Raw genomic sequence first — 26,516 nt, 5'->3', positions numbered from 1 at the left:
TCAGCGCGGGTACGCGGGGGACACCGCCGCGGTGGTGACGCGTCGCGGTGTTCCCGTGCCGTCCGCCGGGACCTCGTACAGGTCGGCCCCGTAGTCGCCCGGCAGGGCGTAGACCAGAGTGCGCTCGTCCTTCCAGGTCGCCTGGTCGTCGACGCTGCGGGGCTCCGCCAGGGGCGTCTCGCGCATCGTGGTGAGGTCGAGGACGTACAGGCGCCAGGGCGCGTCCTCCGGGAGGCCGGGCACGCGTTTCTTGTACGCGACCCTGCTGCCGTCGGGGGAGAGGGACGGGCACTCCACGTTCGCGTGCAGGGTGGTCAGGGTGCGGGTGCGCAGATCGCCCCTGACCAGATGGGTGCGGCCCTTGGTGGCCAGCGTCGCGTAGAAGGTGCGGTCGTCCGACGCGAACGTCACGCCCCAGAAGTTGACGTCCGCCGCGTGGTAGGCGCGGCCGTCCTTGACGACGCGGAACGCCTCGAGGGACGGCGTGAGGCGGCCCGAGCGGACGTCGACCAGCGCGGTGCGCGTGGAGAAGTTCGCACCCGCGTACGAGTCACCGCCCACGAACGCCGTCCACGCCGCGTAGTGGCCGGTGGGGGAGACCCGGGCCCTGGACGGGATGCCCGGCACGTCGTAGCGCGCGCGTTCCTTGAGGCGCGTGTCCAGGATCAGGGCGCGGTAGCTGTCCGAGACCGGTCCGTGGACCGCCTGGAGGCAGACCCCGGTGCCCGCCGCCGCGTGGAAGCGCAGGCACTTCACGCCCGACGCGGTGCGCGGACCGGCGGGCGCGGCGGCCGGGACCGTCGTCAGCTCGTCGCGGTGCGGGCCCCACGCCAGGTTGCGGAAGACGAGGGCGCCGGGGGAATCCAGCGTGACCGGGCCCGGTGTCACCTGCGGGCCGCCCGACTGGACCCGGTCGCGCCGCTCCGCCCGCGCCGACGCGTGCACCACGGCCGCCAGCGCGATCGCCGTGAGCGCGGCCAGCGCCGCCGTCAGGATCAGGACACGGGAGCGGAGCGTGAGGGTCATGACAGGGCCTTCCGGGCGGTGGGGAGGGGCGGGGCGGTCATGACCCGGGCTGCCGGGCCGGGCCCAGCGCGGTGAGGGCGTACGTCGCGCAGAGTGCGAGCGCCGCCGTGGACAGCGTCAGCGCCGTCCGGTCGCCCCACCACGTCCAGGCCGCGCCGAACGCCAGTGAGCAGGCGAAACGGGCCAGCGCCTGGCCGGTCTGCACCAGCGCGAGGCCCGACGAGCGCAGCGCCTCGGGCACGCTGTCGGAGGCCGCCGCCATCAGCACCCCGTCGGTCGCCGCGTAGAACGTGCCGTGCAGCGCCAGCACCGCGTACGGCAGCGCGGCGCCGTGCCACGACGTCAGCAGCAGCCCGTACACCAGCAGCAGGGCCGCGTGGCCCGCGAGGAAGACCCGGCGCCGGCCCCAGCGGTCCGCGAGCCGGCCGAGCGGCAGCGCGAGCAGCAGGAACGCGGCGGCCGTGCCCAGCGGGAGCAGCGCGAACCAGCGGTCGGGGACGCCGAGCCGGCGCTGGAGGAGCAGGTAGACGAAGGAGTCGCTGACCGTGGCGAGTCCCAGCAGCAGCGCGCAGACCGTGAGGCGGCGCAGGTCGCGGCGGCGCAGCAGGGCGAGGGCCGCCCGGAGGGTGGGGCGGTCGGGAGCGGGAGCCGACCCGGGCGCGGGGCGGGGTGGTGCCTCGGGCCCGGTCGCCGGTACGAACAGGACCAGGATCAGGACGCCGAGGACCGCCACGCAGAAGCTCACCGTGAACACGGCGTCGTAGCCGTCCACCGTCGCCCGCAGGATCAGGAACGCGGCGAGCGGGCCGAGCAGCGCGCCCGCCGTGTCCATCGCGCGGTGCGTCCCGAAGGCGCGGCCCCGGGTCTCCGGCGTGCTGGACAGCGAGATCAGCGCGTCCCTCGGCGCGGTGCGCAGCCCCTTGCCGGTGCGGTCGGCCGCCAGGACCAGGCCGATCGGGGTGAGCGTGTGGACGAGCAGCAGCAACGGTTTGCAGGCCGCCGAGATGCCGTAGCCGAGGCCGGCCACCCACTTGTGCCGGCCGCCGCCCCGGTCGGCCAGATGCCCTCCGACCAGTCTGACCAGCGCCGAGAAGCCGTTGTAGACGCCGTCCAGGAGCCCGAAGCCCAGCGGGGACAGGCCGAGGCCCGCCACCAGGTACAGCGGCAGCACCGCCGTGACCATCTCGGACGAGACGTCGGTGACCAGGCTGACCGTGCCGAGGGCGAGGACGGTGGGGGCGAGCGCGGTGCGCCGCCGCCCGGCGCGGGTGGGCCGGGCGGCGTGCTCCGCGGACGCCGGCGTTCCCGCCCGGCTGTCCGCTACGTACATGTCAGGACGTCCAGATCCCGGTGATGTCCCGCGCGGACGCCGCGTTGCCCGCGTGCGCGCCGAGGCCCTGGCTGTCCTCCAGGGTGCGCAGCAGGTCGTAGTGGTTGTACGTGGTGGCGCTCGACGATCCCGCGGTGACCGGCTGCCCGTACAGGACCGTCGGGATGCGGTTGCCGCTGAGGCGGTTGTCCTCGTCGAAGGTGACGACGAGGAGGCTGTTGTGGGTCTTCGCCCAGGTCGCGTACGCGCCGAGCTTGTTCTTCAGCCAGGTGTCACCGGTCGACACCGAGCAGTCGTGCATGTCGCCGCAGAGGTCGGGGATGACGAAGGAGATGTCGGGGAGGGTGGTGTAGTCGGTGGGGAACTGCGCGAACGTGCGGGCCGTGGAGGTCGGCACGTTGCTGAAGCCGAACCACGGGTTGTGCTTGCGCGCGTAGTTGCCGCTGCTGCACGTGGTCGAGCCCTGGCTCGGCAGGGTCTCGTTGTAGCTGGCCCAGCTCCCCCCGGCGGCGATCACCTCGGAGGCGAGGTTGGCGGCCGAGGAGAAGCCGGGCGTGTAGCAGCTGTCGTCGGTGACGCCCTGGGTGGAGCCGGAGAACAGGGCGAAGTAGTTGGGCTGGCTCGGGTGGGTCTCGGCGTACGCCTGGGTGAGGTTGGCGCCGCCCGACGTGAGGGTGTTGATGTAGGGGGCGCTCGACGAGCCGATGACCTGGCTGTAGGCGTGGTTCTCGAAGACCACGACGACCACGTGATCGGGGGTGGGTACGCCGGCCGCGGCGGACGCGGACGGGGAGCCGCCGAGTCCGGTCCACAGGCCGACGGCGGCGGCCGTGAAGGCGAGCGCGGACGCCATGGCCGTTCGGCCGCGGCGGAACACGGGAGTGCCGGACACATCAACCTCCGGAGGGGGGTGGGACGGGGTTGGCGGTGCGGACTGAGCATGCACACGCCAACATGCCCGCACCCGACCCCCGCCAACCCGCCACATGAACCCCTGATGAACGCCGACCTCCGCCCCCTGAGGGGCGCGGCCAACGCCGACCTCCGCCCTCTGAGGGGCGCGGCCAACGCCGACCTCCGCCCTCTGAGGGGCGGGGAACCGTGCGACCACCTCCTGAGGGGCGCCGGGAACCGCGCGGCCGGCCCCCGCCCACCCGCACCCGGCAACGCAACCGCGACCACCGCCGCCCCACCTGCCCCCACCCGACCTGCCCCCACCTGCCCAGCGCCTCCCCCCAGCTCAGCCATTAGGCTCGTCCCGTACGACCTTGATCCGACAGGAGGGCCGCGATGACGGCGCCGGGGCGCAGGAGCAGTACCTTCACGCGGCTGCTTCGGCACGGTTTCACCGACCCGTCCGCCGCCGAACGCCTGCTGGACAGCGTCGAGCTGGCCGGCGTCCGCGACGACCCGGTGCTCCTTGAGGCACTCGGTGCCACCGCCGATCCCGATCTCGCCCTGCTCGGCCTGGTCCGGCTCCTGGAGGCGCAGCCCGGCCCCGACCGCAGGGAACTCCTCGACACGGTCATAGCGGCCAAACCGCTGCGCGACCGCCTGCTCGGCGTCCTCGGCGCCTCCGCCGCCCTCGCCGACCACCTCACCCGGCATCCGCGCGACTGGGAGGTCCTCGTCACCTACGAGCCCAGCGACCTCCACCCCGGCGTGCTGGAGTTCGAGCGCGGGCTCGCCGACGCCGCCGACCCCGTCGCGCTGCGCGTCGCCTACCGCCGCTGCCTGCTCTCCATCGCCGCCCGTGACGTGTGCGGCACCACCGACGTCCCGCAGACCGCCGCCGAACTCGCCGACCTCGCCACCGCCACCCTGCGCGCCGCCCTCGCCATCGCGTCCGCCGCCGCGCCCGAGGACGCCGCGCTCTGCCGGCTCGCCGTGATCGCGATGGGCAAGTGCGGCGGCCACGAACTGAACTACGTCTCGGACGTCGACGTCATCTTCGTCGGCGAGGCCGTCGAGGGCGTCGACGAGGCGAAGGCGGTACCGGCCGCCACCCGGCTCGCCGCGCACCTGATGCGGATCTGCTCCGAGACCACCGTCGAGGGCTCCATCTGGCCCGTCGACGCCAACCTCCGCCCCGAGGGCCGCAACGGACCCCTGGTGCGCACCCTCAGCAGCCACCTCGCGTACTACCAGCGCTGGGCGAAGACCTGGGAGTTCCAGGCCCTGCTCAAGGCCCGCCCGGTCGCCGGCGACCTCGACCTCGGCGCCGAGTACATCGCCGCCGTCGACCCCCTGGTCTGGCAGGCCGCCGAACGCGAGAACTTCGTCGCCGACGTGCAGAAGATGCGCCGCAGGGTCGTCGAGAACATCCCCGTCGCCGAGGTCGACCGCGAGCTGAAACTCGGCCCCGGCGGACTGCGGGACGTCGAATTCGCCGTCCAGATGCTCCAGTTGGTGCACGGCAGGGCCGACCCGACGCTGCGCAGCGGCACCACGCTCGACGCCCTCCAGGCGCTCGCCGCCGGCGGCTACGTGGGGCGGGCCGACGCCGTCCAGCTCGACGACGCCTACCGGTTCCTGCGGTCCATGGAACACCGCATCCAGCTCTACCGGCTGCGCCGCACCCACCTGGTGCCCGAGGACCACGCCGACCAGCGGCGCATAGGGCGCTCGTTGGGGCTGCGCGTCGACCCGGTCGCCGAACTGAACCGCGAGTGGCGGCGGCACGCGGGCGTCGTCCGGCGGCTGCACGAGAAGCTGTTCTACCGCCCGCTGCTCGACGCCGCCGCCCAACTCGCCCCCGGCGAGGTGCGGTTGAGCCCGAAGGCGGCGCGGGAACGGCTCGTCGCGCTCGGCTACGTCGACCCGGCGGCGGCGCTGCGGCACCTGGAGGCGCTGGCCTCGGGCGTCACCCGCAAGGCGGCGATCCAGCGGACCCTGCTGCCGGTGCTGCTCGGCTGGTTCGCGGACTCCGCCGACCCGGACGCCGGACTCCTCAACTTCCGCAAGGTGTCGGACGCGTTGGGCAAGACACCCTGGTACCTGCGGCTGCTGCGGGACGAGGGCGCCGCCGCCGAGAACCTCGCCCGGGTGCTCTCCGCCGGACGGCTCGCCCCCGACCTGCTGATGCGCGCCCCGGAGGCCGTCGCCCTCCTCGGCGACGGCCCGGGAGGCGGCCTGCGCCCGCGCGGGCGGGGCCCGTTGGAGCAGGAGGCGCTCGCGGCGGCGGGCCGCGCCGAGAACGCCGAACAGGGCGTCACCGCGGCCCGCGGGGTGCGGCGCCGGGAGCTGTTCCGCACCGCGGCCCTCGACATCGTCGGCTCCTACGGCACCGACGCCCGGCCGGCCGAGGCGGACCAGGGCGCCCTGGTCGACGTCGTCGGCGCCGCGGTCTCCGACCTGACGGGGGCCACCCTCGCCGGGACCCTGCGCGCGGTGGTGCGGGCCGGCTGGGGCGACACCCTGCCGACCCGCTTCACCATCATCGGCATGGGCCGCTTCGGCGGCCACGAGCTGGGCTACGGCTCCGACGCCGACGTGCTCTTCGTGCACGAGCCGCGCGAGGGCGTCCCCGAGCGGGAGGCGTCCGACGCCGCCAACAGGGTCGTCTCCGAGATGCGCAGGCTGCTCCAGGTCCCCAGCGCCGACCCACCGCTGCTCATCGACGCGGACCTGCGCCCGGAGGGCAAGTCGGGCCCGCTGGTGAGGACGTTGAACTCCTACGCGGCCTACTACCGCCGCTGGTCCCTGGTCTGGGAGGCGCAGGCCCTGCTGCGCGCCGAACCGGTGGCGGGCGACGAGGACCTCGGGCGCCGCTTCGTCGACCTGATCGCCCCGCTGCGCTACCCGGCGGAGGGGCTCGGCGAGGACGCGGTGCGGGAGATCCGCAGGCTGAAGGCGCGCATGGAGTCGGAGCGGCTGCCGCGCGGCACCGACCCCAAGCTCCACACCAAGCTGGGCCCCGGCGGCCTGTCGGACGTCGAGTGGACCGTGCAGCTGATCCAGATGCGGCACGGCTGGGCCGAACCCGGTCTGCGCACCACCAGGACCCGGGAGGCGCTCGCCGCCGCCCGCGCGGCCGGACTGCTGTCCACGGAGGACGCCGAGACCCTGGACGAGGCCTGGGTGCTGGCCACCCGGGTGCGCAACGCGGTGATGCTCGTACGCGGCAGGGCCGGTGACACCTTCCCCACCGACGGGCGTGAACTCGCGGCAGTCGGACGGTACTTGGGGTACGGGTCCGGTCACGTCGGCGACATGCTGGACGCCTACCGCCGCACCGCGCGCCGGGCCCGCACGGTCGTGGAGGAACTGTTCTACGGCGCGTGACGCGGGACCGGGCAGACAGGCGCCGGGCAGACAGGCGCCGGGTCAGGCGGGCGTCGCGTCGGCCCGGTCCTCCGGTGGGTTCTCCGGCACCGTCCTCGGCAGCCGGTACGGCAGCGTGCCGTACCAGAGCCGCGACACCGCGAACCCGAAGGCGAGGCAGAGGACGCCGCCCACCGCGTCCAGCCAGAAGTGGTTGGCCGTCGCCACGATGACCAGCAGCGTCACCGCCGGGTACAGCAGGCCGAGCACCCGCGCCCACGGGACGCTCGCCAGGGCGAAGATCGTCAGCCCGCACCAGAGGGACCAGCCGATGTGCATGGACGGCATCGCGGCGTACTGGTTCGACATGTGCTTCAGATCGCCCGAGGCCATCGAGCCCCAGGTCTGGTGGACCGACACGGTGTCGACGAAGTCGCCGCCGTTCATCAGCCGGGGCGGGGCGAGCGGGAACAGGTAGTAGCCGACCAGGGCCACACCCGTCGTCGCGAACAGCACCAGCCGGGCCGCCGCGTAGCGTCCCGGATGGCAGCGGTACAGCCAGACCAGGACGCCGAGCGTGATGACGAAGTGCAGCGTCGCGTAGTAGTAGTTCATCCCGACGATCAGCCAGGACACCGCGTTCACCGCGTGGTTGACCGAGTCCTCGACGGCGATCCCGAGGTCGTGCTCGATCCGCCAGATCCAGTCGGCGTTGCGCAGCGCCTCGGCCCGCTGTTCCGGAACCGCGTTGCGGATCAGGGAGTACGTCCAGTAACTCACCGCGATCAGCAGGATCTCGAACCAGAGCCTGGGACGTCGCGGAGTGCGCATCCGGCGCAGCAGATCCCGCCCTCCTCGGCCCGTGACGGAGTGCGGGACGGCCACCGGTTCGCGGTCTTCCAGACTGGTCACGGTCGAGTCACCCATAGGCGTCAATTCTGCCAGAAACAGCTTCCCTCACCGATCATCCCCTGGTCGGGTCCGGGTCGCATGTCCTGCGCCGAGGGGACCACCGTCCGGACCCCCCGCCGCGCGGTGGGGAGTCCGCCGTCTCCACCCTAGGGACGATTCCGTTCCCCGGGCGCCGACGCGGTGGAACCGCGCACCACCAGTTCCGGCATGAACACGAACTCGCTGTGCGGTGCGGGTGTCCCGCCGATCTCCTCGAGGAGCGTGCGGACCGCCGCCTGTCCCATCGCCGGAACCGGCTTGCGGACCGTGGTCAGGGGCGGGTCGGTGAACGCGATCAGCGGGGAGTCGTCGAAGCCGACCACCGAGATGTCCCGGGGGACCTCATGGCCCCGCTGCCGGGCCGCCCGGATGGCACCGAGTGCCATCATGTCGCTCGCGCAGACCACCGCCGTGCAGCCCCGCTCGATCAGGGCGGCGGTCGCGGCCTGGCCGCCTTCGAGGGTGTACAGCGAGTGCTGCACCAGATCCGACTCGATCTCCTGGGCGGCGAGCCCGAGTTGGTCCTGCATCGCGCGCACGAACCCGTCGATCTTGCGCTGCACGGGCACGAACCGCTTCGGGCCGAGCGCCAGGCCGATCCGGGTGTGGCCGAGGGAGACGAGGTGCGTCACCGCCAGGGTCATCGCGGCCCGGTCGTCCGGCGAGATGAACGGCGCCTGCACCTTCGGCGAGAAGCCGTCCACCAGCACGTACGGCACGCCCTGCGCCCGCAGCCGCTCGTAGCGCTCCATGTCGGCCGTGGTGTCCGCGTGCAGCCCGGAGACGTAGATGATGCCGGCGACCCCGCGGTCCACCAGCATCTCGGTCAGCTCGTCCTCGGTCGACCCGCCCGGCGTCTGCGTCGCCAGCACCGGGGTGTAGCCCTGCCGGGTCAGCGCCTGCCCGATGACCTGGGCCAGCGCGGGGAAGATGGGGTTCTCCAGCTCCGGCGTGATCAGCCCGACCAGCCCCTCGCTGCGCTGCCGCAGCCGTACCGGGCGCTCGTAGCCCAGCACGTCGAGGGCGGCGAGCACGGACTGGCGGGTGGTGGCGGCGACGCCCGGCTTCCCGTTCAGGACGCGGCTGACGGTCGCTTCGCTCACCCCCGCCTGGGCGGCGATGTCGGCTAGCCGTGTGGTCACGGCACCGGACTGTACCGGTCGTCTCTGCCCTTGCACACCAATAGGTCGCCTGGTGCGGCCTGGTGGGCGGCCCGGTCCGGGCTGCTGCGTCATCGCACTCCCTCGTGAACGTGATGGCAAGAGCTTGCAGAGTCTTGCACAACCGGTCCTGTGGCGCTCCACCGCCGTAAACAAGCGTCTCATGACGATCGCCGACAGATCACACGCGGATAACTTCCGCATTGCCTTGCAATTTTTTTCAGCAAGGTCTTTCGCGCCGCTTACCTGGCTGTTACGTTCACGTCGCCCGGTCGCCGCAACGGCGCAGTCGGCAAGTAGGCGAAGGCGGCGGACGGGGCCGCCCTCGCACCACACGGGCTCACACCCTCAAGGAGAACTCATGCGGCGTGGCACAGCGGCCACAGCGCTGGTGGCGTCCCTCGCCCTCGCGGCGACGGCCTGCGGCGGGAGCGACAGCGGCGACAAGGCCTCGGGCCCGGTGACGATCACCTGGTGGGACACCTCGAACGCCACCAACGAGGCGCCCACGTACAAGGCCCTCGTCAAGGAGTTCGAGGCCGCCAACAAGGACGTCAAGGTCAAGTACGTCAACGTCCCCTTCGACCAGGCGCAGAACAAGTTCGACACCGCCGCCGGTTCCCAGGGCGCCCCGGACATCCTGCGCTCCGAGGTCGGCTGGACCCCCGCCTTCGCCAAGAAGGGCTTCTTCCTGCCGCTCGACGGCACCGAGGCCCTCAAGGACCAGGCCAAGTTCCAGTCCAGCCTGATCACGCAGGCCCAGTACGAGGGCAAGACCTACGGCGTCCCGCTGGTCACCGACACCCTCGCGCTCGTCTACAACAAGGCCCTCTTCGCGAAGGCGGGCGTCGAGGCGCCGAAGACCTGGGACGGCCTGAAGAAGGCCGCCGCCACCATCCAGGCGAAGACCGGCGTCGACGGCTACTGGGGCTCCACCCAGGCCTACTACGCGCAGTCCTTCCTCTACGGCGAGGGCACCGACACCGTCGACGCCGCGGCCAAGAAGGTCACCGTCGACTCGCCCGCCGCCAAGAAGGCGTACGGCACCTGGCTGAGCCTCTTCGACGGCAAGGGCCTGCACAAGGCGGACACCACCGCCGACGCCTACGCCCACATCCAGGACGCGTTCGTCAACGGCAAGGTCGCCGCGATCGTCCAGGGCCCGTGGGAGATAACGAACTTCTACAACGGCTCCGCGTTCAAGGACAAGGCCAACCTCGGCATCGCCACCGTCCCGGCCGGCTCCACCGGCAAGGCGGGCGCCCCGACCGGCGGCCACAACCTGTCCGTCTACGCCGGCTCCGACGCCGCCCACCAGAAGGCCGCGCTGAAGTTCGTGAACTTCATGACGTCCGCGAAGTCCCAGTCGGCCATCGCCCTGAAGAACTCCACCCTGCCGACCCGCGACGACGCCTACACCGCCGAGGTCAAGGCCGACCCGGGCATCGCCGGCTTCCAGGGCGTCCTGGCCGCCGCGCAGCCGCGCCCCGCGCTGCCCGAGTACAGCTCCCTGTGGGGTCCGCTGGACACCGAGCTGCCCAAGATCGCCGGCGGCAAGGAGTCCCTGGACAAGGGTCTCGGCAACGCCGAACTCGCCATCGCCAAGCTGGTGCCCGACTTCAGCAAGTGATCGCGCCGGCCGCCGGACCGCCCCCGGGGGGAGGGGTCCGGCGGCCGTGCCAGGCCCGCCCCCAGAAGCAGACCTCCCAGAAGGTTGTCGAACCATGACAGTCGCCATCGACCGCGCGACCGGCAAGCGCCACGGTGACCGCGCGCCCCGGCCCGGCCTTGGCCATCGCCTCAGGCGCGGCTACCAGAAGCACTGGTACGCCTACGCGATGATCACGCCGGTGGCCGTCGTGCTCGGCGTCCTCGTGCTCTACCCCCTGCTGTACGGCCTCTATCTCACCCTCACCGACGCCAACAGCCTGAACACGGCCCGCACCATCGGCGTCAACCACATCGACGCCACCTACAAGTTCATCGGGCTCGACAACTACAAGGACATCCTGTTCGGCGCGACGGCGTACGACCGCTTCTGGTCGCACTTCATCTGGACGATCGCCTGGACCGCCATCTGTGTCGCCCTGCACTACACCATCGGGCTCGGCCTCGCCCTGCTGCTCAACCAGAAGCTGCGCGGACGCACCGTCTACCGGCTGGTCCTGATCCTGCCGTGGGCCGTGCCGACCTTCGTCACCGTCTTCGGCTGGCGCTTCATGCTCGCCGACGGGGGCGTCCTCAACTCGGTCCTGCACGCCCTGCACCTGCCCTCGCCCAACTGGCTGGAGGACACCTTCTGGCAGCGGTTCGCCGCCATCATGGTCAACACCTGGTGCGGGGTGCCGTTCATGATGGTCTCCCTGCTCGGCGGCCTCCAGTCCATCGACGCCTCCCTCTACGAGGCCGCCGAGATGGACGGCGCCACTGCCTGGCAGCGCTTCCGCCATGTCACCGTGCCCGGCCTGCGCCCGGTCGGTTCCACCGTCGTCCTGCTGGGCATCATCTGGACGTTCAACCAGTTCGCCGTGATCTTCCTGCTGTTCGGCAACACCGCGCCCGACGCGCAGATCCTGGTCACCTGGGCCTACTACCTCGGCTTCGGGCAGCAGCCGCGCGACTTCGCGCAGTCCGCCGCCTACGGCATCCTGCTGCTGGCCATCCTGATCGTCTTCACCTCCTTCTACCGCCGCTGGCTCAACCGCAACGACCAGCAGCTCGCGATCTGAGGCGGGAGCCCCATGAGTACGACCACCGTCGAGACCTCCGCCGCGACGACCGGGCCTGGCACCCCCGCCGCCCCGCCGCGCCGGACCCGCAGGCGCGGCGAGAACACCCCGCTGGGCAGCCTCGTCTCCCATGGCGTCCTGACCGTCGCGAGCCTGATCGCGCTCTTCCCGATCGCCTGGCTCGTCTTCCTCTCGCTCGGCCCCGACAAGGACGACTACCTCCACCCGGGCGGCATCTGGCGGAAGATGACGTTCGCCAACTACTCGTTCGTGCTTCAGCACACCGAGTTCTTCGACTGGCTGAAGAGTTCGCTGATCGTCTCGCTCGGCACCACCGTCATCGGGGTGCTGATCGCCGCGACCACCGGCTACGCCGTCTCCCGCATGCGCTTCCCCGGCTACCGGAAGTTCATGTGGGTCCTGCTGGTCACCCAGATGTTCCCGGTGGCCGTCCTGATGGTGCCGATGTACCAGATCCTCTCGGACCTCCAGCTCGTCGACAGCTACCTCGGCCTCGTCCTCGTCTACTGCACCACCGCGGTGCCGTACTGCGCGTGGCTGCTCAAGGGGTACTTCGACACCATCCCGTTCGAGATCGACGAGGCCGGACGCGTCGACGGACTCTCGCCGTTCGGCACCTTCGCCCGGCTGATCCTGCCGCTCGCCAGGCCGGGACTCGCGGTCGCCGCGTTCTACAGCTTCCTCACCGCCTTCGGCGAGGTCGCCTTCGCCTCGACGTTCATGCTCTCCGACACCAAGTACACCTTCGCCGTCGGACTGCAGACCTTCGTCAGCGAACACGACGCGCAGCGCAACCTGATGGCGGCCACCGCGGTGCTGATCGCGATACCCGTCTCCGCGTTCTTCTACCTCGTGCAGAAGAACCTGGTGACCGGCCTCACCGCGGGCGGCACGAAGGGCTGACCGTGCCCGCCGCCCCACGCCCACCCCAACGACCGATGACTCCGTCATCTGCAAGGACGACATGAGCCAGCACGCAGCCGACCCGGCCCCCCACCCCACCGTCGCCACCGTCGCGGGGCGCCGCGACTGGTGGCGGGACGCGGTGATCTACCAGGTCTATCCGCGCAGCTTCGCCGACGGCGACGGCGACGGCATGGGCGACCTGGCGGGCATCCGCTCCCGACTTCCCTACCTGCGCGACCTGGGCGTGGACGCCGTCTGGCTGAGCCCCTTCTACGCCTCCCCGCAGGCCGACGCCGGCTACGACGTCGCCGACTACCGCGCCGTCGACCCAATGTTCGGCACCCTGCTGGACGCCGACGCGCTGATCCGCGACGCCCACACGCTGGGGCTGCGGATCATCGTCGACCTCGTCCCCAACCACTCCTCCGACCAGTACGAGTGGTTCAAGCGGGCGCTCGCCGAAGGGCCCGGCTCCCCGCTGCGGGACCGCTACCACTTCCGCCCCGGACGCGGCGACAACGGCGAACTCCCGCCCAACGACTGGGAGTCCGTCTTCGGCGGCCCGGCCTGGACCCGGGTCGAGGACGGCGAGTGGTACCTCCACCTCTTCGCCCCAGAACAGCCCGACTTCAACTGGGAACACCCCGCCGTCGGCGACGAGTTCCGCTCCATCCTGCGGTTCTGGCTCGACATCGGCGTGGACGGCTTCCGCATCGACGTCGCCCACGGCCTGGTCAAGGCCGAGGGGCTGCCCGACCTCGGCTCGCACGACCAGCTCAAGCTGCTGGGCAACGATGTCACCCCGTTCTTCGACCAGGACGGCGTCCACGCGATCTACCGCCAGTGGCGCAGGATCCTCGACGAGTACTCGGGCGAGCGCGTCTTCGTCGCCGAGGCGTGGACGCCGACCGTCGAGCGCACCGCGAACTACGTCCGCCCCGACGAACTCCACCAGGCGTTCAACTTCCAGTACCTGACCACCGAATGGGACGCCGAGCAGCTGCGCTCGGTGGTCGACCGCACCCTGGAGGCGATGCGCCCGGTCGGCGCCCCCGCCACCTGGGTGCTCTCCAACCACGACGTCACCCGGCACGCCACCCGGTTCGCCAACCCGCCGGGCCTCGGCACCCAGATCCGCACCGCGGGCGACCGCGGACTCGGCCTGCGCCGGGCCCGCGCCGCCACCCTGCTGATGCTGGCGCTGCCCGGCTCCGCCTACGTCTACCAGGGCGAGGAGCTAGGCCTCCCGGACGTCGTCGACCTGCCCGACGAGGTCCGCCAGGACCCCGCCTACTTCCGGGGCGCGGGCCAGGACGGCTTCCGCGACGGCTGCCGGGTGCCGATCCCCTGGACCCGCGAGGGCACCTCCTACGGCTTCGGCGCGGGCGGCAGCTGGCTGCCGCAGCCGTCGTCGTGGGGCGAGCTGAGCGTCGAGGCGCAGACCGGGGTGCCCGGCTCCACGCTGGAGCTGTACCGCGCCGCGCTCGCCGTCCGGCGGGCCCAGCCCGACCTGGGCGCGGGTGACGCGGTGGAGTGGCTGCGCGCCCCCGAGGGCGTACTCTCCTTCCGCCGCGGGGAGTTCGTGTGTGTCGCCAACACCGGCACCGAACCCGTGACCGTCCCGGTGCGCGGGCGGGTGCTGCTGGCCAGCGGCGAGATCGCCGAGACGGACGGCGAGGCGAAGGTGCCCGCCGACACCACGCTCTGGTGGACCACGGCCACCGACTGACCGCCGGTGGCGGCGGGTTGACCGGCTTCGTCCCCCTACCGCCGGCCGCCACCGAAACTTCTTCCATCAACTTCCGTCGGCCCGCTGCCTTTTCAGGCGGCGGGCCTTTAACATCTGCGCAACCGCAAGGTTTCCAGAAGTTTTCTGCAAGAACCTTCAACGGAGAAGGAACCCCCACATGGCCAGAACCAGAGCACTTGCGGGCGCCCTCGCCCTCGCCGCGGCCGCCGCCGTGATGGCCCCGGGCACCGCCCAGGCGACCCCGCCCGGCACCAAGGACGTCACCGCCGTCCTCTTCGAGTGGAACTTCGCCTCGGTCGCCAGGGAGTGCACCACCACCCTCGGCCCGGCCGGCTACGGGTACGTCCAGGTCTCGCCGCCCGCCGAGCACATACAGGGCGCGCAGTGGTGGACGTCGTACCAGCCGGTGTCGTACAAGATCGCCGGGCGGCTCGGGGACCGGGCCGCCTTCCAGAACATGGTCAGCACCTGCCACGCGGCCGGTGTGAAGGTCGTCGCCGACACCGTCATCAACCACATGTCGGCGGGCAGCGGCACCGGCACCGGCGGCTCCTCGTACACCAAGTACAACTACCCCGGCCTGTACTCCTCGTACGACTTCGACGACTGCACCGCGCAGATCAGCAACTACGGCGACCGCTGGAACGTCCAGCACTGCGAACTCGTCGGTCTCGCCGACCTCGACACCGGCGAGGAGTACGTCCGCAAGACGATCGCCGGGTACCTGAACGACCTGCTCTCGCTCGGCGTCGACGGGTTCCGCGTCGACGCGGCCAAGCACATCGACACCGCCGACCTCGCCAACATCAAGTCCCGGCTGACCAATCCGTCCGCGTACTGGAAGCAGGAGGTCATCTACGGCGCGGGCGAGGCCGTCCAGCCCACCGAGTACACCCGCAACGGCGACGTCCAGGAGTTCCGGTACGCCTACGACCTCAAGCGGGTCTTCACCTCCGAGAAGCTCGCCTACCTGAAGAACTACGGTGAGGGCTGGGGCTATCTGAGCAACTCGGTCGCCGGTGTCTTCGTCGACAACCACGACACCGAGCGCAACGGCAGCACCCTCAGCTACAAGGACGGCGCGAACTACACGCTGGCCAACGTGTTCATGCTCGCCTACCCCTACGGCGCCCCGGACATCAACTCCGGCTACGAGTGGTCGGACGCGGACGCCGGGCCGCCCAACGGGGGTGCGGTGAGCGCCTGCTGGCAGAACGGCTGGAAGTGCCAGCACGCCTGGCCCGAGATCAAGTCCATGGTCGCCTTCCGCAACGCCACCCGCGGCCAGGGGCTGACGGACTGGTGGGACAACGGCGGCAACGCGATCGCCTTCGGCCGGGGCGGCAAGGGCTTCGTGGCCGTCAACCACGAGTCGGGCTCGCTGAGCCGCACCTACCAGACGTCGCTGGCCGCGGGCACCTACTGCAACGTGCAGAACAACACGACGGTGACGGTGAACTCCGCCGGGCAGTTCACCGCCACCCTGGGCGGCAACACGGCGCTGGCGGTCTACGCCGGCCGGTCGAGCTGCTGAGCCCGCGCTACTTCCAGGTGTCGCTGACGGTGTAGCCGGACGAACCGCCCGTCGTGTACGCGCGGTTCGTGCCGGACTCCCAGGTGACGTTCCCCGACGCGTCCTTCTTGGGGTACTTGTAGGTGAAGGCCGTGCTGACCGGCACGGCCTTCACCGTGGCGGACCAGACCGGGTAGCCGGTGGCGGAGAGCCCCAGAGGTTGGCGATCACGTCGCCCCTGGCGGTGGTGGCCGCCCGTGCGGCGGGCGCGGGCAGCGCGATCGCGCCGGCCAGCGCGAGGGCGCCCGCCGCGGCGGCGGTGACGGTCCGGCGCAGGGCGTCGGGAGGCCGGTGTCGTGCGGTCATGTGCGGCTCCGTGAACGGGGGTTGGGGGTTGACAACCCGTGAGCGTGCGGTAGCGGGGAAGGGCCGTCAAGGTCGAAGTTGAAAGTTCTTGCTGTGAGTTGCAGACCTCTTGCTGCAACCCTTGCGGCAGCGGTACCGTCGCGCGGGCGCCCGGCGACGCAGCCGTCCCACGGCACGGAGGCCGGACCCGACCGAGCCGCACGCACAAGGAGTTCACGCCTGTGAGACCGAGATGGCCGGCGCGCTGGACGCGCCGCACCGCGCACCCCGGACGGGTCGCGGCCGTCACCGCGGCCGCGCTGACCGCGGCCCTCGTCCAGCCGATCGCCGCCCAGGCGGCCACCGTGCCCGCGCCCCCTTCGGACGCCAGGCTCGCCGCCGAGCCGGCCCGCCACGACGCCACCCGCGAGCAGTTCTACTTCGTGATGCCGGACCGCTTCGCCAACGGCAGCACCGCCAACGACAAGGGCGGCCTCACGGGTTCCCGGCTGAGCACCGGCTACGACCCCACCGACAAGGGCTTCTACCAGGGCGGCGACCTCAAGGGCCTGACCGACAGGCTCGGTTACATCAAGGGCCTGGGCACCACCGCCATCTGGCTCGCCCCGATCTTCAAGAACCGTCCCGTGCAGGGCGCCGACGCCGGGCAGCCGTCGGCGGGCTACCACGGCTACTGGATCACCGACTTCACCCAGGTCGACCCGCACTTCGGCACCAACGCGGACCTCGAGACGCTGATCTCCAAGGCCCACCGCCAGGGCATGAAGGTCTACTTCGACGTCATCACCAACCACACCGCCGACGTCGTCGACTACCGGGAGAAGTCCTACGACTACCTCTCCAAGGGCGCCTTCCCGTATCTGACCAAGGACGGCGAGCCGTTCGACGACGCCGACTACGCCAAGGGCGACCGCGGCTTCCCGGCCGTCGACGCGGGCTCCTTCCCGCGCACCCCGACCGCCACGAGCGGCGCCAAGGTGCCGTCCTGGCTCAACGACCCGACGATGTACCACAACCGGGGCGACTCGACCTACGCCGGCGAGTCCACCACCTACGGCGACTTCTCCGGGCTCGACGACCTGTGGACCGAGCGTCCCGAGGTGGTCACCGGGATGGAGAAGATCTACCAGCGCTGGGTGCGGGACTTCGACATCGACGGCTTCCGCATCGACACGGTCAAACACGTCGACATGGACTTCTGGACCCAGTGGGCCACCGCCCTCGACGCCTACGCCGCCCGCCAGGGCCGCGACGACTTCTTCATGTTCGGCGAGGTCTACTCCGCCGACACCTCCGTGACCTCGCCCTACGTCACCCAGGGCCGCCTCGACGCCACCCTCGACTTCCCGTTCCAGGACGCGGCCCGCGCCTACGCCTCCCAGGGCGGGAGCGCCCAGCGGCTCGCGGCCGTCTTCGCCGACGACTACAAGTACACGACCGACAAGGCCAACGCCTACGAGCAGGTCACCTTCCTCGGCAACCACGACATGGGCCGCATCGGCGCGTTCCTGAAGCAGGACAACCCGAAGGCCGGCGACGCCGAACTCCTCGCCAAGGACCGGCTCGCCAACGAGGTGATGTTCCTCAGCCGCGGCAACCCGGTCGTCTACTACGGCGACGAACAGGGCTTCACCGGCGCGGGCGGCGACAAGGACGCCCGCCAGACGATGTTCGCCTCCAAGGTCGCCGACTACCTCGACGACGACGAGATCGGCACCGACCGCACCCACGCCGACGACGCCTACGACACCGGCGCGCCGCTCTACCGCCAGATCCGCGCACTCGCCGCGCTCCGCAAGGCCGAACCCGCGCTCAGCGACGGCGTCCAGACCGAGCGGTACGCGGCCGACGGCGCGGGCGTGTACGCCTTCTCCCGCACCGACGCGCGCACCGGCACCGAGTACGTCGTCGCCCTCAACAACGCCGAGGGCGCCCGCTCCGCGACCTTCGCCACCGGCTCGGCGGGCATGACGTTCCGCGGGATCCACGGCACGTCGGCCACCGTGACGTCAGGCGCCGACCGGAAGGTCACCGTCACCGTCCCGGCCGGCCGGGCGATCGTCCTCAAGGCGGCGGGCCCGCTCGCGAAGCCCGCGGCCAAGCCGTCGATCACCCTCACGCCCCCCGCGGCCGGCGCCACCGGCACCGTCGAGGTGAGCGCCGACGTCCCCGGCGGCGGCCTCGACCGGGTGGTGTTCGCCGCCCAGACCGGCACCGGGAAGTGGCGGGTCCTCGGCTCGGCCGACCACGCCCCCTACCGCGTCACCGACACCGTCGGCGCCGACGTCCCGGCCGGAACGGCCCTGCGCTACAAGGCCGTTGTCATCGACCGGTCCGGCCGCACGGCGAGCGCCACCGCCACGAGCAGCACCGGCACCCCGCCCGTCGAGGCGCCGCCCACCGTCTCCACCCGCGACTACGCGATCGTCCACTACAAGCGCGCCGACGGCGACTACGCCGACTGGGGCCTGTACGCCTGGGGCGACCTCGCCGACGGCGAGTCCACCACCTGGCCCGCGAGCCACCCCTTCACCGGCCGGGACGCCTACGGCGCCTTCGCCTACGTCAAGGTGAAGCCCGGCGCCTCGAACGTCGGGTTCCTCGTCATCGACAAGAACGGCGACAAGGACGTCGCCTCCGACCGCGCCATCGACCTGACGGAGACCGGCGAGGTCTGGATCGAGCAGGGCGACCCCGAGGTGCGCGCCGAACGGCCCGCCTACCCGCCGCAGGACACCGCCAAGGCCGTCCTGCACTACCACCGCGCCGACGGGAACTACGACGGCTGGGGCCTGCACGTGTGGACCGGCGCCGCCGCCCCCACCGACTGGTCGAAGCCGCTCGCCCCGGCGCGCACCGACGCCTACGGCGCGGTCTACGAGGTGCCGCTCACCGACGGCGCCACCAGCCTCAGCTACATCCTGCACAAGGGCGACGAGAAGGACCTGCCCACCGACCAGTCCCTCGACATCACCGCCGACGGCCACGAGGTGTGGCTGCTCGGCGGCCGGCAGAAGTACCTGCTGCCGCAGCCCGTCGGATCGGCCGCCGCCCTCGACCTGACCACCTCCAAGGCGGTCTGGATCGACCGCGACACCGTCGTCTGGAACGGCGCGGAGGGCGCCGTCTCCACCCAGCTCCTCGCCTCCTCCGGCGGCTCGATCACCGTCCGCGACGGCGCCCTGACCAGCGACGACGAACGCTGGCTGCGGCTGACGAGAACCACCCTCAGCGCCGCCCAGAAGACCCGGTTCCCGCATCTGGAGGACCTCACCGCCTGGTCCGTCGACCCGCGCGACCGGGGCCGGGTGCGCCAGGCGCTGCGCGGACAGCTCGTCGCCTCGCAGCGCGCCGCGAACGGCGCGGTCCTCGCCGCCACCGGCGTCCAGACCGCCGGTGTCCTCGACGACCTCTACGACGCGTCGAAGGCCCGCCTCGGGCCGGTCTTCCACCACGGCAGGCCGACCCTGTCGGTGTGGGCGCCGACCGCGCGGAAGGTCGCCCTCGACGTGGCCGGCACCACCGTCCCGATGCGCCGCGACGACGCCACCGGCGTCTGGTCCGTCACCGGGCCCGCGTCCTGGAAGGGCAAGGAGTACCGGTACGCCGTCACGGTCTGGGCGCCCACCGTCCGCAGGACCGTCACCAACAAGGTCACCGACCCCTACGCGGTCGCCCTGACCGCCGACTCCGCCCGCGCTCTCGTCGTCGACCTGGCCGACAAGGCGCTCGCCCCGGCCGGCTGGTCGACGTACACCAAGCCGAAGGCCGTCCCGATGAGGGACGCGCAGATCCAGGAACTGCACGTACGGGACTTCTCGGTGGCCGACCCGACCGTGCCCGCCCGGGACCGCGGCACCTACCGCGCCTTCACCGACCGCGACGGCGACGGGGCCAAGCACCTGCGCCGACTGGCCGCCGCCGGAACCTCGTACGTGCACCTGCTGCCCGTCTTCGACTTCGCCACCGTCCCCGAGACCAGGTCGGACCAGGCGAGCCCCGCCTGCGACCTCGCCGCCCTCCCCGCCGACTCCGACCGCCAGCAGGCGTGCGTGGCCCAGAGCGCCGCGAAGGACGCCTACAACTGGGGCTACGACCCCTACCACTACACGGTCCCCGAGGGCTCCTACGCCACCGACCCGAACGGCACCGCCCGCACCGTCCAGTTCCGCGAGATGGTCAAGTCCCTGAACCAGGACGGGCTGCGGGTCGTCATGGACGTCGTCTACAACCACACCTCCGCCGCCGGACAGGGCGACACCAGCGTCCTCGACCGCATCGTGCCCGGCTACTACCAGCGCCTCCTCGCCGACGGGTCGGTCGCCACCAGCACCTGCTGCGCGAACACCGCCCCCGAGAACACCATGATGGGCAAGCTGGTCGTCGACTCGATCGTCACCTGGGCCAGGCAGTACAAGGTCGACGGATTCCGCTTCGACCTCATGGGCCACCACCCCAAGGCCAACATCCTCGCCGTCCGCAAGGCCCTCGACGCCCTGACCCCGGCCAAGGACGGCGTCGACGGCAAGAAGATCATCCTGTACGGCGAGGGCTGGAACTTCGGCGAGGTCGCCGACGACGCCCGCTTCACGCAGGCCACCCAGAAGAACATGGCCGGCACCGGCATCGCGACCTTCTCCGACCGGGCCCGCGACGCGGTGCGCGGCGGCAGCCCCTTCGACGACGACCCGGGCGTCCAGGGCTTCGCCTCCGGCCTCTACACCGACCCCAACTCCTCGACCGCGAACGGCAGCAGGGCCGAACAGAAGGCCCGCCTGCTGCACTACCAGGACCTGATCAAGGTCGGCCTCACCGGCAACCTCGCCGGATACAGGTTCACCGACACCGACGGCAAGGAGGTCACCGGCGCCCAGGTCGACTACAACGGCGCGCCCGCCGGCTACGCCGACGCCCCGGGCGACGCCCTCGCCTACGCCGACGCCCACGACAACGAGTCGCTGTTCGACACCCTCACCTACAAACTGCCCCTGGGCACCGGCGCCTCCGACCGGGCCAGGGCGCAGGTCCTCGCGATGGCCACCGCCGCCCTCTCCCAGGGCCCCGCACTCTCCCAGGCGGGCACCGACCTGCTGCGCTCCAAGTCCCTCGACCGCAACTCCTACGACAGCGGCGACTGGTTCAACGCGATCCACTGGAACTGCTCGGCGGGCAACGGCTTCGGGCGCGGACTGCCGCCCGCCGCCGACAACGCGCCCAAGTGGCCCTACGCCACACCCCTGTTGACGAGCGTGCGGGTGGGCTGCCCGGAGATCACCGGCGCCTCGGCCGCCTACCGCGACCTGGAGCGCATCCGCACCACGGAACCGGCCTTCGCCCTCTCCACCGCGGCACAGGTGCAGAACGCGCTCACCTTCCCGCTCTCCGGGAAGGACGAGACGCCCGGTGTCATCACCATGCGCCTGGGCGACCTGGTCGTCGTGTTCAACGCCGCCCCGACCGCGCGGGACCAGCGGATCGCCGCCCTCGCCGGCACCGGCTACCGGCTGCACCCGGTGCAGGCCACCGGCGCCGACCCGGTCGTGAAGCGGTCGTCGTACACGCGGGCTTCGGGCACGTTCGCCGTTCCGGGTCGTACTGTGGCGATATTCTCCCGGACCAGCTGAAACGGGCTTACCTTGGTGGGGCAGACCCCAATCCCCGGTCTGTCCCACCGCTGTTGCTCCGAGGCTGGTAGATGGACCTCAACGGTAATCTGACCGACACCACGGTGCTGGTCGTCGACGACGTGCCCGCCGGCCGGTACGCCATGGCCACCGTGCTGCGCAGGGCAGGACACCGCGTGATCGAGGCCGGCAGCGGCACCGAGGCCCTCGCCGAACTGGACATACGGCTGCGCAAGGGCACCCTGCCCGACGTGGCCCTCGTCGACATCGGCCTGCCCGACATGAGCGGCTTCGAGCTGTGCCGCCGCTTCAAGGAACGCCCGCACCTGATCGGGCTGCCCGTCGTGCACTTCTCGGCGGCGGCGGTGGCACCCGCCGACCGCTGCCGGGGACTCGACACCGGCGACGAGTCCTATCTGACGGTGCCCGCCGAACCCGAGGAGATCGAGGCCGTCGTCCGGGCCGCCGTCCGCGGGGCGCGGCTGCGCGCCGACAACCGCGCCCTGGTCAGACGGCTGACCCTGCTGTCGGAGACGATCGTCACCATCCAGTCCGCCCGCTCCCTCCAGGAACTCGCCGACGCCGCGGCCGACGGCGCCGCCCGCCTCACCGGCACCCCCGCCGCCGTCTTCGTCCTCGACCCCGACGACGAGCTGTACCGCGGTCTGTCCCGGGACCGCACCCTGGTCGCGCTCCCCGACGACGGCGCCCACCTCGCCGTCTCCGCGCTGCTGCGCCGCCTCTCCCGCGGCCAGTCCGGGGTCCAGCTGACCACCGTCCCGGCACCGCTGTGGCCCACCGGGTTCTTCAGACCGGGCGTGCAGCACGACGCGCGGCTCGCCCTCGCCCTCACCCAGGACGGCCGCGCCCCGATCTGCCTCGCCGTGCCCGCGCGCGGCATGCGGCGGGCAGGACAGGAGAGCGAGGCACTGCTCGCCCAGCTCGCCGAGGCCACCGCGCTGGCCGCCGAGCCGCTGCTGATGTACCAGGTCGAACGGCATGTGGCGCTCACCCTCCAGCACAGCTTCCTGCCCCAGCCGCACCGGCTGCCCGAACTGCCGGGGCTCGACATCGCCGTCCGCTACGTCCCCGCCTCCCGGGAGACCGAGATCGGCGGCGACTTCTACGCGGCCCTCGCCACCGACGACGGCATGCTCACCGCCGTCGGCGACGTCGTCGGACACTCCCTCGACGCGGCCACCGTGATGGTCGAGATACGGCACGCCCTGCGCGCCTACTGCGTCGACGACAGCGACCCTGGCGTCCTCGCCGAGCGCCTCGACCGGATGCTCCAGCGCTACCACCCCGAACTGACGGCCACCGTCTGCCTGGCCCTCACCGACCCCGCCACCGGCCGCACCCGGATCGCCAACGCCGGCCACATCCCGCCGCTGCTGCTGCGCGGCACCGGCACCGGCGACTACGTCAAGGCGCACGGCCCGCTGCTCGGCCCCGGCCTGCCGCACCCCGCGCCCACCGAGCTGTTCCTCGAACCGGGGGACCGGCTCCTCATGGTCACCGACGGGCTGATCGAGACCCGGGGCATCGACCTGGAGGTCTCCATGGAGCAGCTCCGCTCCGCCTCGCTCGGCGCGCTGCCCGGCCTCGACGCCCTCTGCGACACCCTGCTCGCCTCCTTCGGCCACGACCGGGAGGACGACATCGCGATGCTGGCCCTGCGGCTGCGCGGCTGACATCTGCTGCGGCACGCGGCGGCCGGGCAACTAGGGTGAGGCGACACCGAGAACAGGAGCGCCCCATGCCGCAGATCACCGTCGACTACTCGCACGCGATCGACCACGCCTTCGACCGGGCCGGCTTCGCGCGGGCGCTGCACGGCGCCACGGTCGAGATCGCCGCGGCCAAGCCGGAGGCGTGCAAGACCCAGTTCAGGGCCTCCGGGTTCACCGCCTACGGCTACGAGGACCCGGAGGCCGAGGAGCACGCCGTCGTGCACGTCACCATCGGGCTGCTCGCCGGGCGGTCCGAGGAGACCAAGGCCCGGCTGACCGAGGCCGTCCTCGCGCTGCTGCGCGAGCACATCGAGGACGACGGTCCGGTGCTGCACGCCTCCGCCGAGATCCGCGACCTCGACGCCTCGTACCGCAAGTTCTAGCTGCCCGCGGGCCGTTCAGGTCGCCAGCGCGAGCAGCTTGGTGACCAGGTCGGTGAACGGCCCGCCGGCCGGCTCCTGGTGGAGCGCGCCGCGCAGCAGCGCCGCCATCTCCTCGTCCTGGGCGGCGCTCACCGCGGCCAGCGCGGCGAAGTCCTGCACGAGCTGCACCTCCAGCTCGGCACGGGGGATGCGCCGGCCGTCCAGCCAGATCAGCGCGGTCGACTCGGCGAGCGAGATCCAGGAGCGGACGACCAGTTCGAGCCGCGCGGGCGCCTTCTCGACCCCCAGATGCGACAGGATCTGCACATAGGCGGCCTGCCGGACGGAGTCGATGAGCGCGTTCGTCGCCGAGGAGCCGACGGCCGGGCCGCCGCGCATCAGCGCCGCGAAACCCGGCCCGTGCTCGTCCACGAAGTCGAAGTAGCGGCGCATCACGCGCAGCAGCCGGGCGCCGAGGGGACCGTCGGGCGGCTCCACGAACCGGGACGCCAGATCGTCCGAGGCGCGCTGCAACGCGGCCTCGTACAGGCTGAGTTTGCCGGGGAAGTAGTGGTAGACCAGCGGCCGTGAGATGCCCGCGGCGGACGCTATCTCGTCGATGGAGACGTCGTCGGGGGAGCGCCGGCTGAACAGGTCGAGAGCGACGCCGATCAACTGCTGGCGCCGTTCCTCGACTCCCATCCTGCGGCGCACCCCGGTACCCATACGAACACCTTACTGATCGGATCCGGACGCCCATGAACCGGTCCGGCCAAGGGTGTTCACATGTCCAGCACGATTCGATCACCCCGCGCCCGAGAGACGCAAATCAACATCGAGTCGTCGCGCTCCCCGTCCGTGAGCAGCTCGTCGCGGTGGTCCACCTCGCCCTCCAGGACGCGTTGCTGGCAGGTTCCGCAGAACCCCTGCGCGCACGAGTAGACGGTGTCGGGCAGCTCCGCGCGCACCGCGGCGAGCACACTCTGACCGGCCGCGACCGTCAACGTCCGCCCGCTGCGCCGTAGTTCGACCTCGAAGGCGCCGTCGCCGCCGGTGCCCGAGGCAGGTCCGAACCGTTCGAGGCGGACCCCGGGCGCCCGCTCACCGACCGCCGCCATCAGCCCCTCGGGCCCGCAGCAGTAGACGGCCGTCCCCTCCGGAAGGTCCGCCAACAGGCCGTCCAGGTCGGGCAGTCCGGCCTCGTCCTCGGCGACCACCGTGACCTGCCCGGCCCCGCTCGCGCCGAGCCGCTCGACCTCGTCGAGGAACGGCATCGACGCCCGGCTGCGCCCGCCGTACAGCAGCCGCCACGGGGTGCCGTCCGGCAGCGACCGCAGCATCGGCAGGATCGGGGTGACGCCGATGCCGCCGGCCACGAACACATAGCCGTCCGCCGCCACCAGCGGGAACCGGTTCCGTGGCCCCCGCACCTCCAACTCGGCGCCCTCAAGCACCTGTTCGTGCAGCTCGCGGGAGCCGCCCCGGCCGTCGGTGACCAGCCGGACGGCGACCGTGTACGCGCCGGTGTCCGCCGGGTCACCGCAGAGCGAGTACTGCCGCACCTGCCCGGACGGCAGCACGACGTCCAGATGCGCGCCGGGCTCCCAGCGCGGCAGCTCCCGCCCTTCGAGCCGCAGCAGGACGACGCCGTCGGCGACCGTCTCGCGCGTAGTGACCGACAGCCGCAGCGCCCGCGAGCGCGGCCGGCCCGAGACCGGCTCCTCCAGCGCGGGCAGCGGCCACAGCGGCGAGCCCTGGACGCGGCGCCGCAGCGCCCGCCGTACGACGGCGCCCGCGACGCCGGTGGCGCCCGCGACGGCCAGGACCGTCCGCAGCCTTGGCATCACGCGGCCCCCCTGCCGCCGTCGAGCGCCGCCTCGGCCGCGCGGGCGGCGGGGGAGACGGCCAGATAGGCGAGCGCCTGCGCGGTGGATCCCTCCTGGGAGGGGTGGTAGGAGCGGGCCAGATAGCGCGGGATCGACTTCACGATCTCCCCGGTCGCGGGCAGCGTGCCGCTGCGGCCGCGCAGATAGAAGTCCTTGACGGACGCCTTGCCCGCGACCTGCGTCGGGTCGTTCGCCATGAAGAAGCGAATCCCGCGCTGCCACAGGAACATCAGCGCGCCGAACGCCGTCGCCCAGGTGCGCACCCGGCGCCGGTAGTCGCCGTCGACGTGCAGGAACAGTTCGAAGGCGACCGAGCGGTGCTCGACCTCCTCGGCGCCGTGCCAGCGCAGCAGGTCCAGCATGGTCGGATCGGCGCCGCGCCGGTCCAACTCCTCGGCGTTCAGTATCCAGTCGCCGAGGAACGCGGTGTAGTGCTCGATCGCCGCGATGATCGCCACCCGCTCCATCAGCCACCAGTGGCGGGCCCGGCCGGGCGGCAGCGTGCGGTCCCCGAGCAGCTTCTCGAACAGCCAGTCCACCTGCGCGGTGTACGGCGTCGGGTCGAGCCCCTGCTCCCGCAGATGCGGCAGCACCTCGTCATGGGCCTGCGAGTGCGTCGCCTCCTGCCCGATGAACCCGATGACGTCCTCGCGCAGCCGCTCGTCCGTGATGTACGGCAGGACCTGCCGGTAGACGTGCACGAACCACCGTTCACCCGCGGGCAGCAGCAGGTGCAGCACGTTGATGGTGTGCGTGGTGAAGGGGTCGCCCGGTACCCAGTGGAGCGGGGTGTCCTCCCAGGAGAAGGAGACCTTGCGCGCGGTGAGCGCGACCCGCTCCGCGTCGTCCGCCTGGGGCACCCGGGCCTGCTTGTGAGACATGGCGTCAATGTACTG

Annotated in this window: 19 protein-coding genes; 9 read left to right on the top strand and 10 right to left on the bottom strand. The window is 71.9% G+C overall.

Features of this window, described 5'->3' with window-relative positions; all coding sequences use genetic code 11:
• Genes DDJ31_RS10955 through DDJ31_RS10945 form a run of 3 tightly spaced genes read right to left on the bottom strand, consistent with a single transcriptional unit; the run spans position 1 to position 3,248 of the window.
• On the bottom strand, positions 1-1,026 hold the full coding sequence (locus tag DDJ31_RS10955) for a TolB family protein (RefSeq protein ID WP_127180461.1): 1,026 nt from the start codon (positions 1,024-1,026) through the stop codon (positions 1-3).
• Between the two features lie 37 nt (positions 1,027-1,063).
• A complete protein-coding gene (locus tag DDJ31_RS10950) occupies positions 1,064-2,356 on the bottom strand; it encodes an MFS transporter (RefSeq protein ID WP_127180462.1) in 1,293 nt (430 codons plus the stop codon).
• A gap of 1 nt (position 2,357) precedes the next feature.
• Positions 2,358-3,248, bottom strand: coding sequence for an alkaline phosphatase family protein (locus tag DDJ31_RS10945; protein WP_127180463.1), 891 nt, complete (start codon positions 3,246-3,248; stop codon positions 2,358-2,360).
• Positions 3,249-3,646: 398 nt separating this feature from the next.
• Here DDJ31_RS10945 and DDJ31_RS10940 point away from each other — a divergent pair, with 398 nt between their 5' ends.
• Positions 3,647-6,640: a bifunctional [glutamine synthetase] adenylyltransferase/[glutamine synthetase]-adenylyl-L-tyrosine phosphorylase gene (locus DDJ31_RS10940; protein ID WP_127180464.1), complete on the top strand. Its 2,994-nt coding sequence runs from the start codon at positions 3,647-3,649 to the stop codon at positions 6,638-6,640.
• A gap of 42 nt (positions 6,641-6,682) precedes the next feature.
• Here DDJ31_RS10940 and DDJ31_RS10935 read toward each other — a convergent pair whose 3' ends face one another.
• Both DDJ31_RS10935 and DDJ31_RS10930 read right to left on the bottom strand, forming a co-directional pair.
• The gene (locus tag DDJ31_RS10935; RefSeq protein WP_127180465.1) at positions 6,683-7,546 is read right to left on the bottom strand and encodes a phosphatase PAP2 family protein; all 864 of its coding nucleotides are present in this window, start codon (positions 7,544-7,546) and stop codon (positions 6,683-6,685) included.
• A gap of 131 nt (positions 7,547-7,677) precedes the next feature.
• Entirely contained in the window at positions 7,678-8,712 is a 1,035-nt protein-coding gene (locus DDJ31_RS10930; RefSeq protein ID WP_127180466.1) for a LacI family DNA-binding transcriptional regulator, read from the bottom strand.
• Between the two features lie 379 nt (positions 8,713-9,091).
• Between DDJ31_RS10930 and DDJ31_RS10925 the strand changes: the two genes are divergently transcribed.
• The 5 genes from DDJ31_RS10925 (at position 9,092) to DDJ31_RS10905 (ending at position 15,670) form a co-directional block, all read left to right on the top strand.
• Positions 9,092-10,360, top strand: a complete 1,269-nt coding sequence (locus DDJ31_RS10925) for an extracellular solute-binding protein (protein WP_127180467.1) — start codon at positions 9,092-9,094, stop codon at positions 10,358-10,360.
• Positions 10,361-10,454: 94 nt separating this feature from the next.
• A complete protein-coding gene (locus DDJ31_RS10920) occupies positions 10,455-11,459 on the top strand; it encodes a carbohydrate ABC transporter permease (protein WP_127180468.1) in 1,005 nt (334 codons plus the stop codon).
• Between the two features lie 12 nt (positions 11,460-11,471).
• Positions 11,472-12,383, top strand: coding sequence for a sugar ABC transporter permease (locus tag DDJ31_RS10915; protein WP_127180469.1), 912 nt, complete (start codon positions 11,472-11,474; stop codon positions 12,381-12,383).
• A 61-nt stretch (positions 12,384-12,444) separates the two neighbouring features.
• On the top strand, positions 12,445-14,115 hold the full coding sequence (locus DDJ31_RS10910; protein ID WP_127180470.1) for a glycoside hydrolase family 13 protein: 1,671 nt from the start codon (positions 12,445-12,447) through the stop codon (positions 14,113-14,115).
• Between the two features lie 178 nt (positions 14,116-14,293).
• Complete coding sequence (locus DDJ31_RS10905) at positions 14,294-15,670, top strand: alpha-amylase (RefSeq protein WP_171480805.1); 1,377 nt, start codon at positions 14,294-14,296, stop codon at positions 15,668-15,670.
• 7 nt (positions 15,671-15,677) lie between these two features.
• Here the strand turns inward: DDJ31_RS10905 and DDJ31_RS39045 are convergent, their stop codons facing one another.
• Positions 15,678-15,815: a carbohydrate-binding module family 20 domain-containing protein gene (locus tag DDJ31_RS39045; protein ID WP_431028309.1), complete on the bottom strand. Its 138-nt coding sequence runs from the start codon at positions 15,813-15,815 to the stop codon at positions 15,678-15,680.
• Positions 15,816-15,820: 5 nt separating this feature from the next.
• Complete coding sequence (locus DDJ31_RS39040) at positions 15,821-16,015, bottom strand: hypothetical protein (RefSeq protein ID WP_164784799.1); 195 nt, start codon at positions 16,013-16,015, stop codon at positions 15,821-15,823.
• A 221-nt stretch (positions 16,016-16,236) separates the two neighbouring features.
• Here DDJ31_RS39040 and pulA point away from each other — a divergent pair, with 221 nt between their 5' ends.
• The 3 genes from pulA (at position 16,237) to DDJ31_RS10880 (ending at position 23,755) form a co-directional block, all read left to right on the top strand.
• Positions 16,237-21,639 carry a pullulanase-type alpha-1,6-glucosidase gene (gene pulA / locus DDJ31_RS10890; RefSeq protein WP_127180471.1) on the top strand — a complete coding sequence of 1,801 codons (5,403 nt, stop codon included), beginning with the start codon at positions 16,237-16,239 and terminating at the stop codon, positions 21,637-21,639.
• A gap of 71 nt (positions 21,640-21,710) precedes the next feature.
• Positions 21,711-23,333 (top strand): fused response regulator/phosphatase, encoded by a 1,623-nt coding sequence (locus tag DDJ31_RS10885; protein WP_127180472.1) that lies wholly within the window; start codon positions 21,711-21,713, stop codon positions 23,331-23,333.
• Positions 23,334-23,398: 65 nt separating this feature from the next.
• Positions 23,399-23,755 carry a 5-carboxymethyl-2-hydroxymuconate Delta-isomerase gene (locus DDJ31_RS10880; protein ID WP_127180473.1) on the top strand — a complete coding sequence of 119 codons (357 nt, stop codon included), beginning with the start codon at positions 23,399-23,401 and terminating at the stop codon, positions 23,753-23,755.
• 15 nt (positions 23,756-23,770) lie between these two features.
• Here the strand turns inward: DDJ31_RS10880 and DDJ31_RS10875 are convergent, their stop codons facing one another.
• The 3 genes from DDJ31_RS10875 to DDJ31_RS10865 are packed head-to-tail and all read right to left on the bottom strand — an operon-like array spanning position 23,771 to position 26,501.
• Positions 23,771-24,460, bottom strand: a complete 690-nt coding sequence (locus DDJ31_RS10875) for a TetR/AcrR family transcriptional regulator (RefSeq protein WP_127180474.1) — start codon at positions 24,458-24,460, stop codon at positions 23,771-23,773.
• 56 nt (positions 24,461-24,516) lie between these two features.
• Positions 24,517-25,578 (bottom strand): PDR/VanB family oxidoreductase, encoded by a 1,062-nt coding sequence (locus tag DDJ31_RS10870; protein WP_127180475.1) that lies wholly within the window; start codon positions 25,576-25,578, stop codon positions 24,517-24,519.
• Complete coding sequence (locus tag DDJ31_RS10865; RefSeq protein ID WP_127180476.1) at positions 25,578-26,501, bottom strand: metal-dependent hydrolase; 924 nt, start codon at positions 26,499-26,501, stop codon at positions 25,578-25,580. The genes DDJ31_RS10870 and DDJ31_RS10865 overlap by 1 nt, the downstream gene beginning before the upstream one ends.
• Positions 26,502-26,516: the final 15 nt, after the last annotated feature.

This window comes from Streptomyces griseoviridis (assembly GCF_005222485.1).
In the GTDB taxonomy this organism is placed as follows: domain Bacteria; phylum Actinomycetota; class Actinomycetes; order Streptomycetales; family Streptomycetaceae; genus Streptomyces; species Streptomyces hintoniae.
Note: the sequence above shows the minus strand (reverse complement) of the source record. Positions and strands in the feature narration are given on the sequence as shown.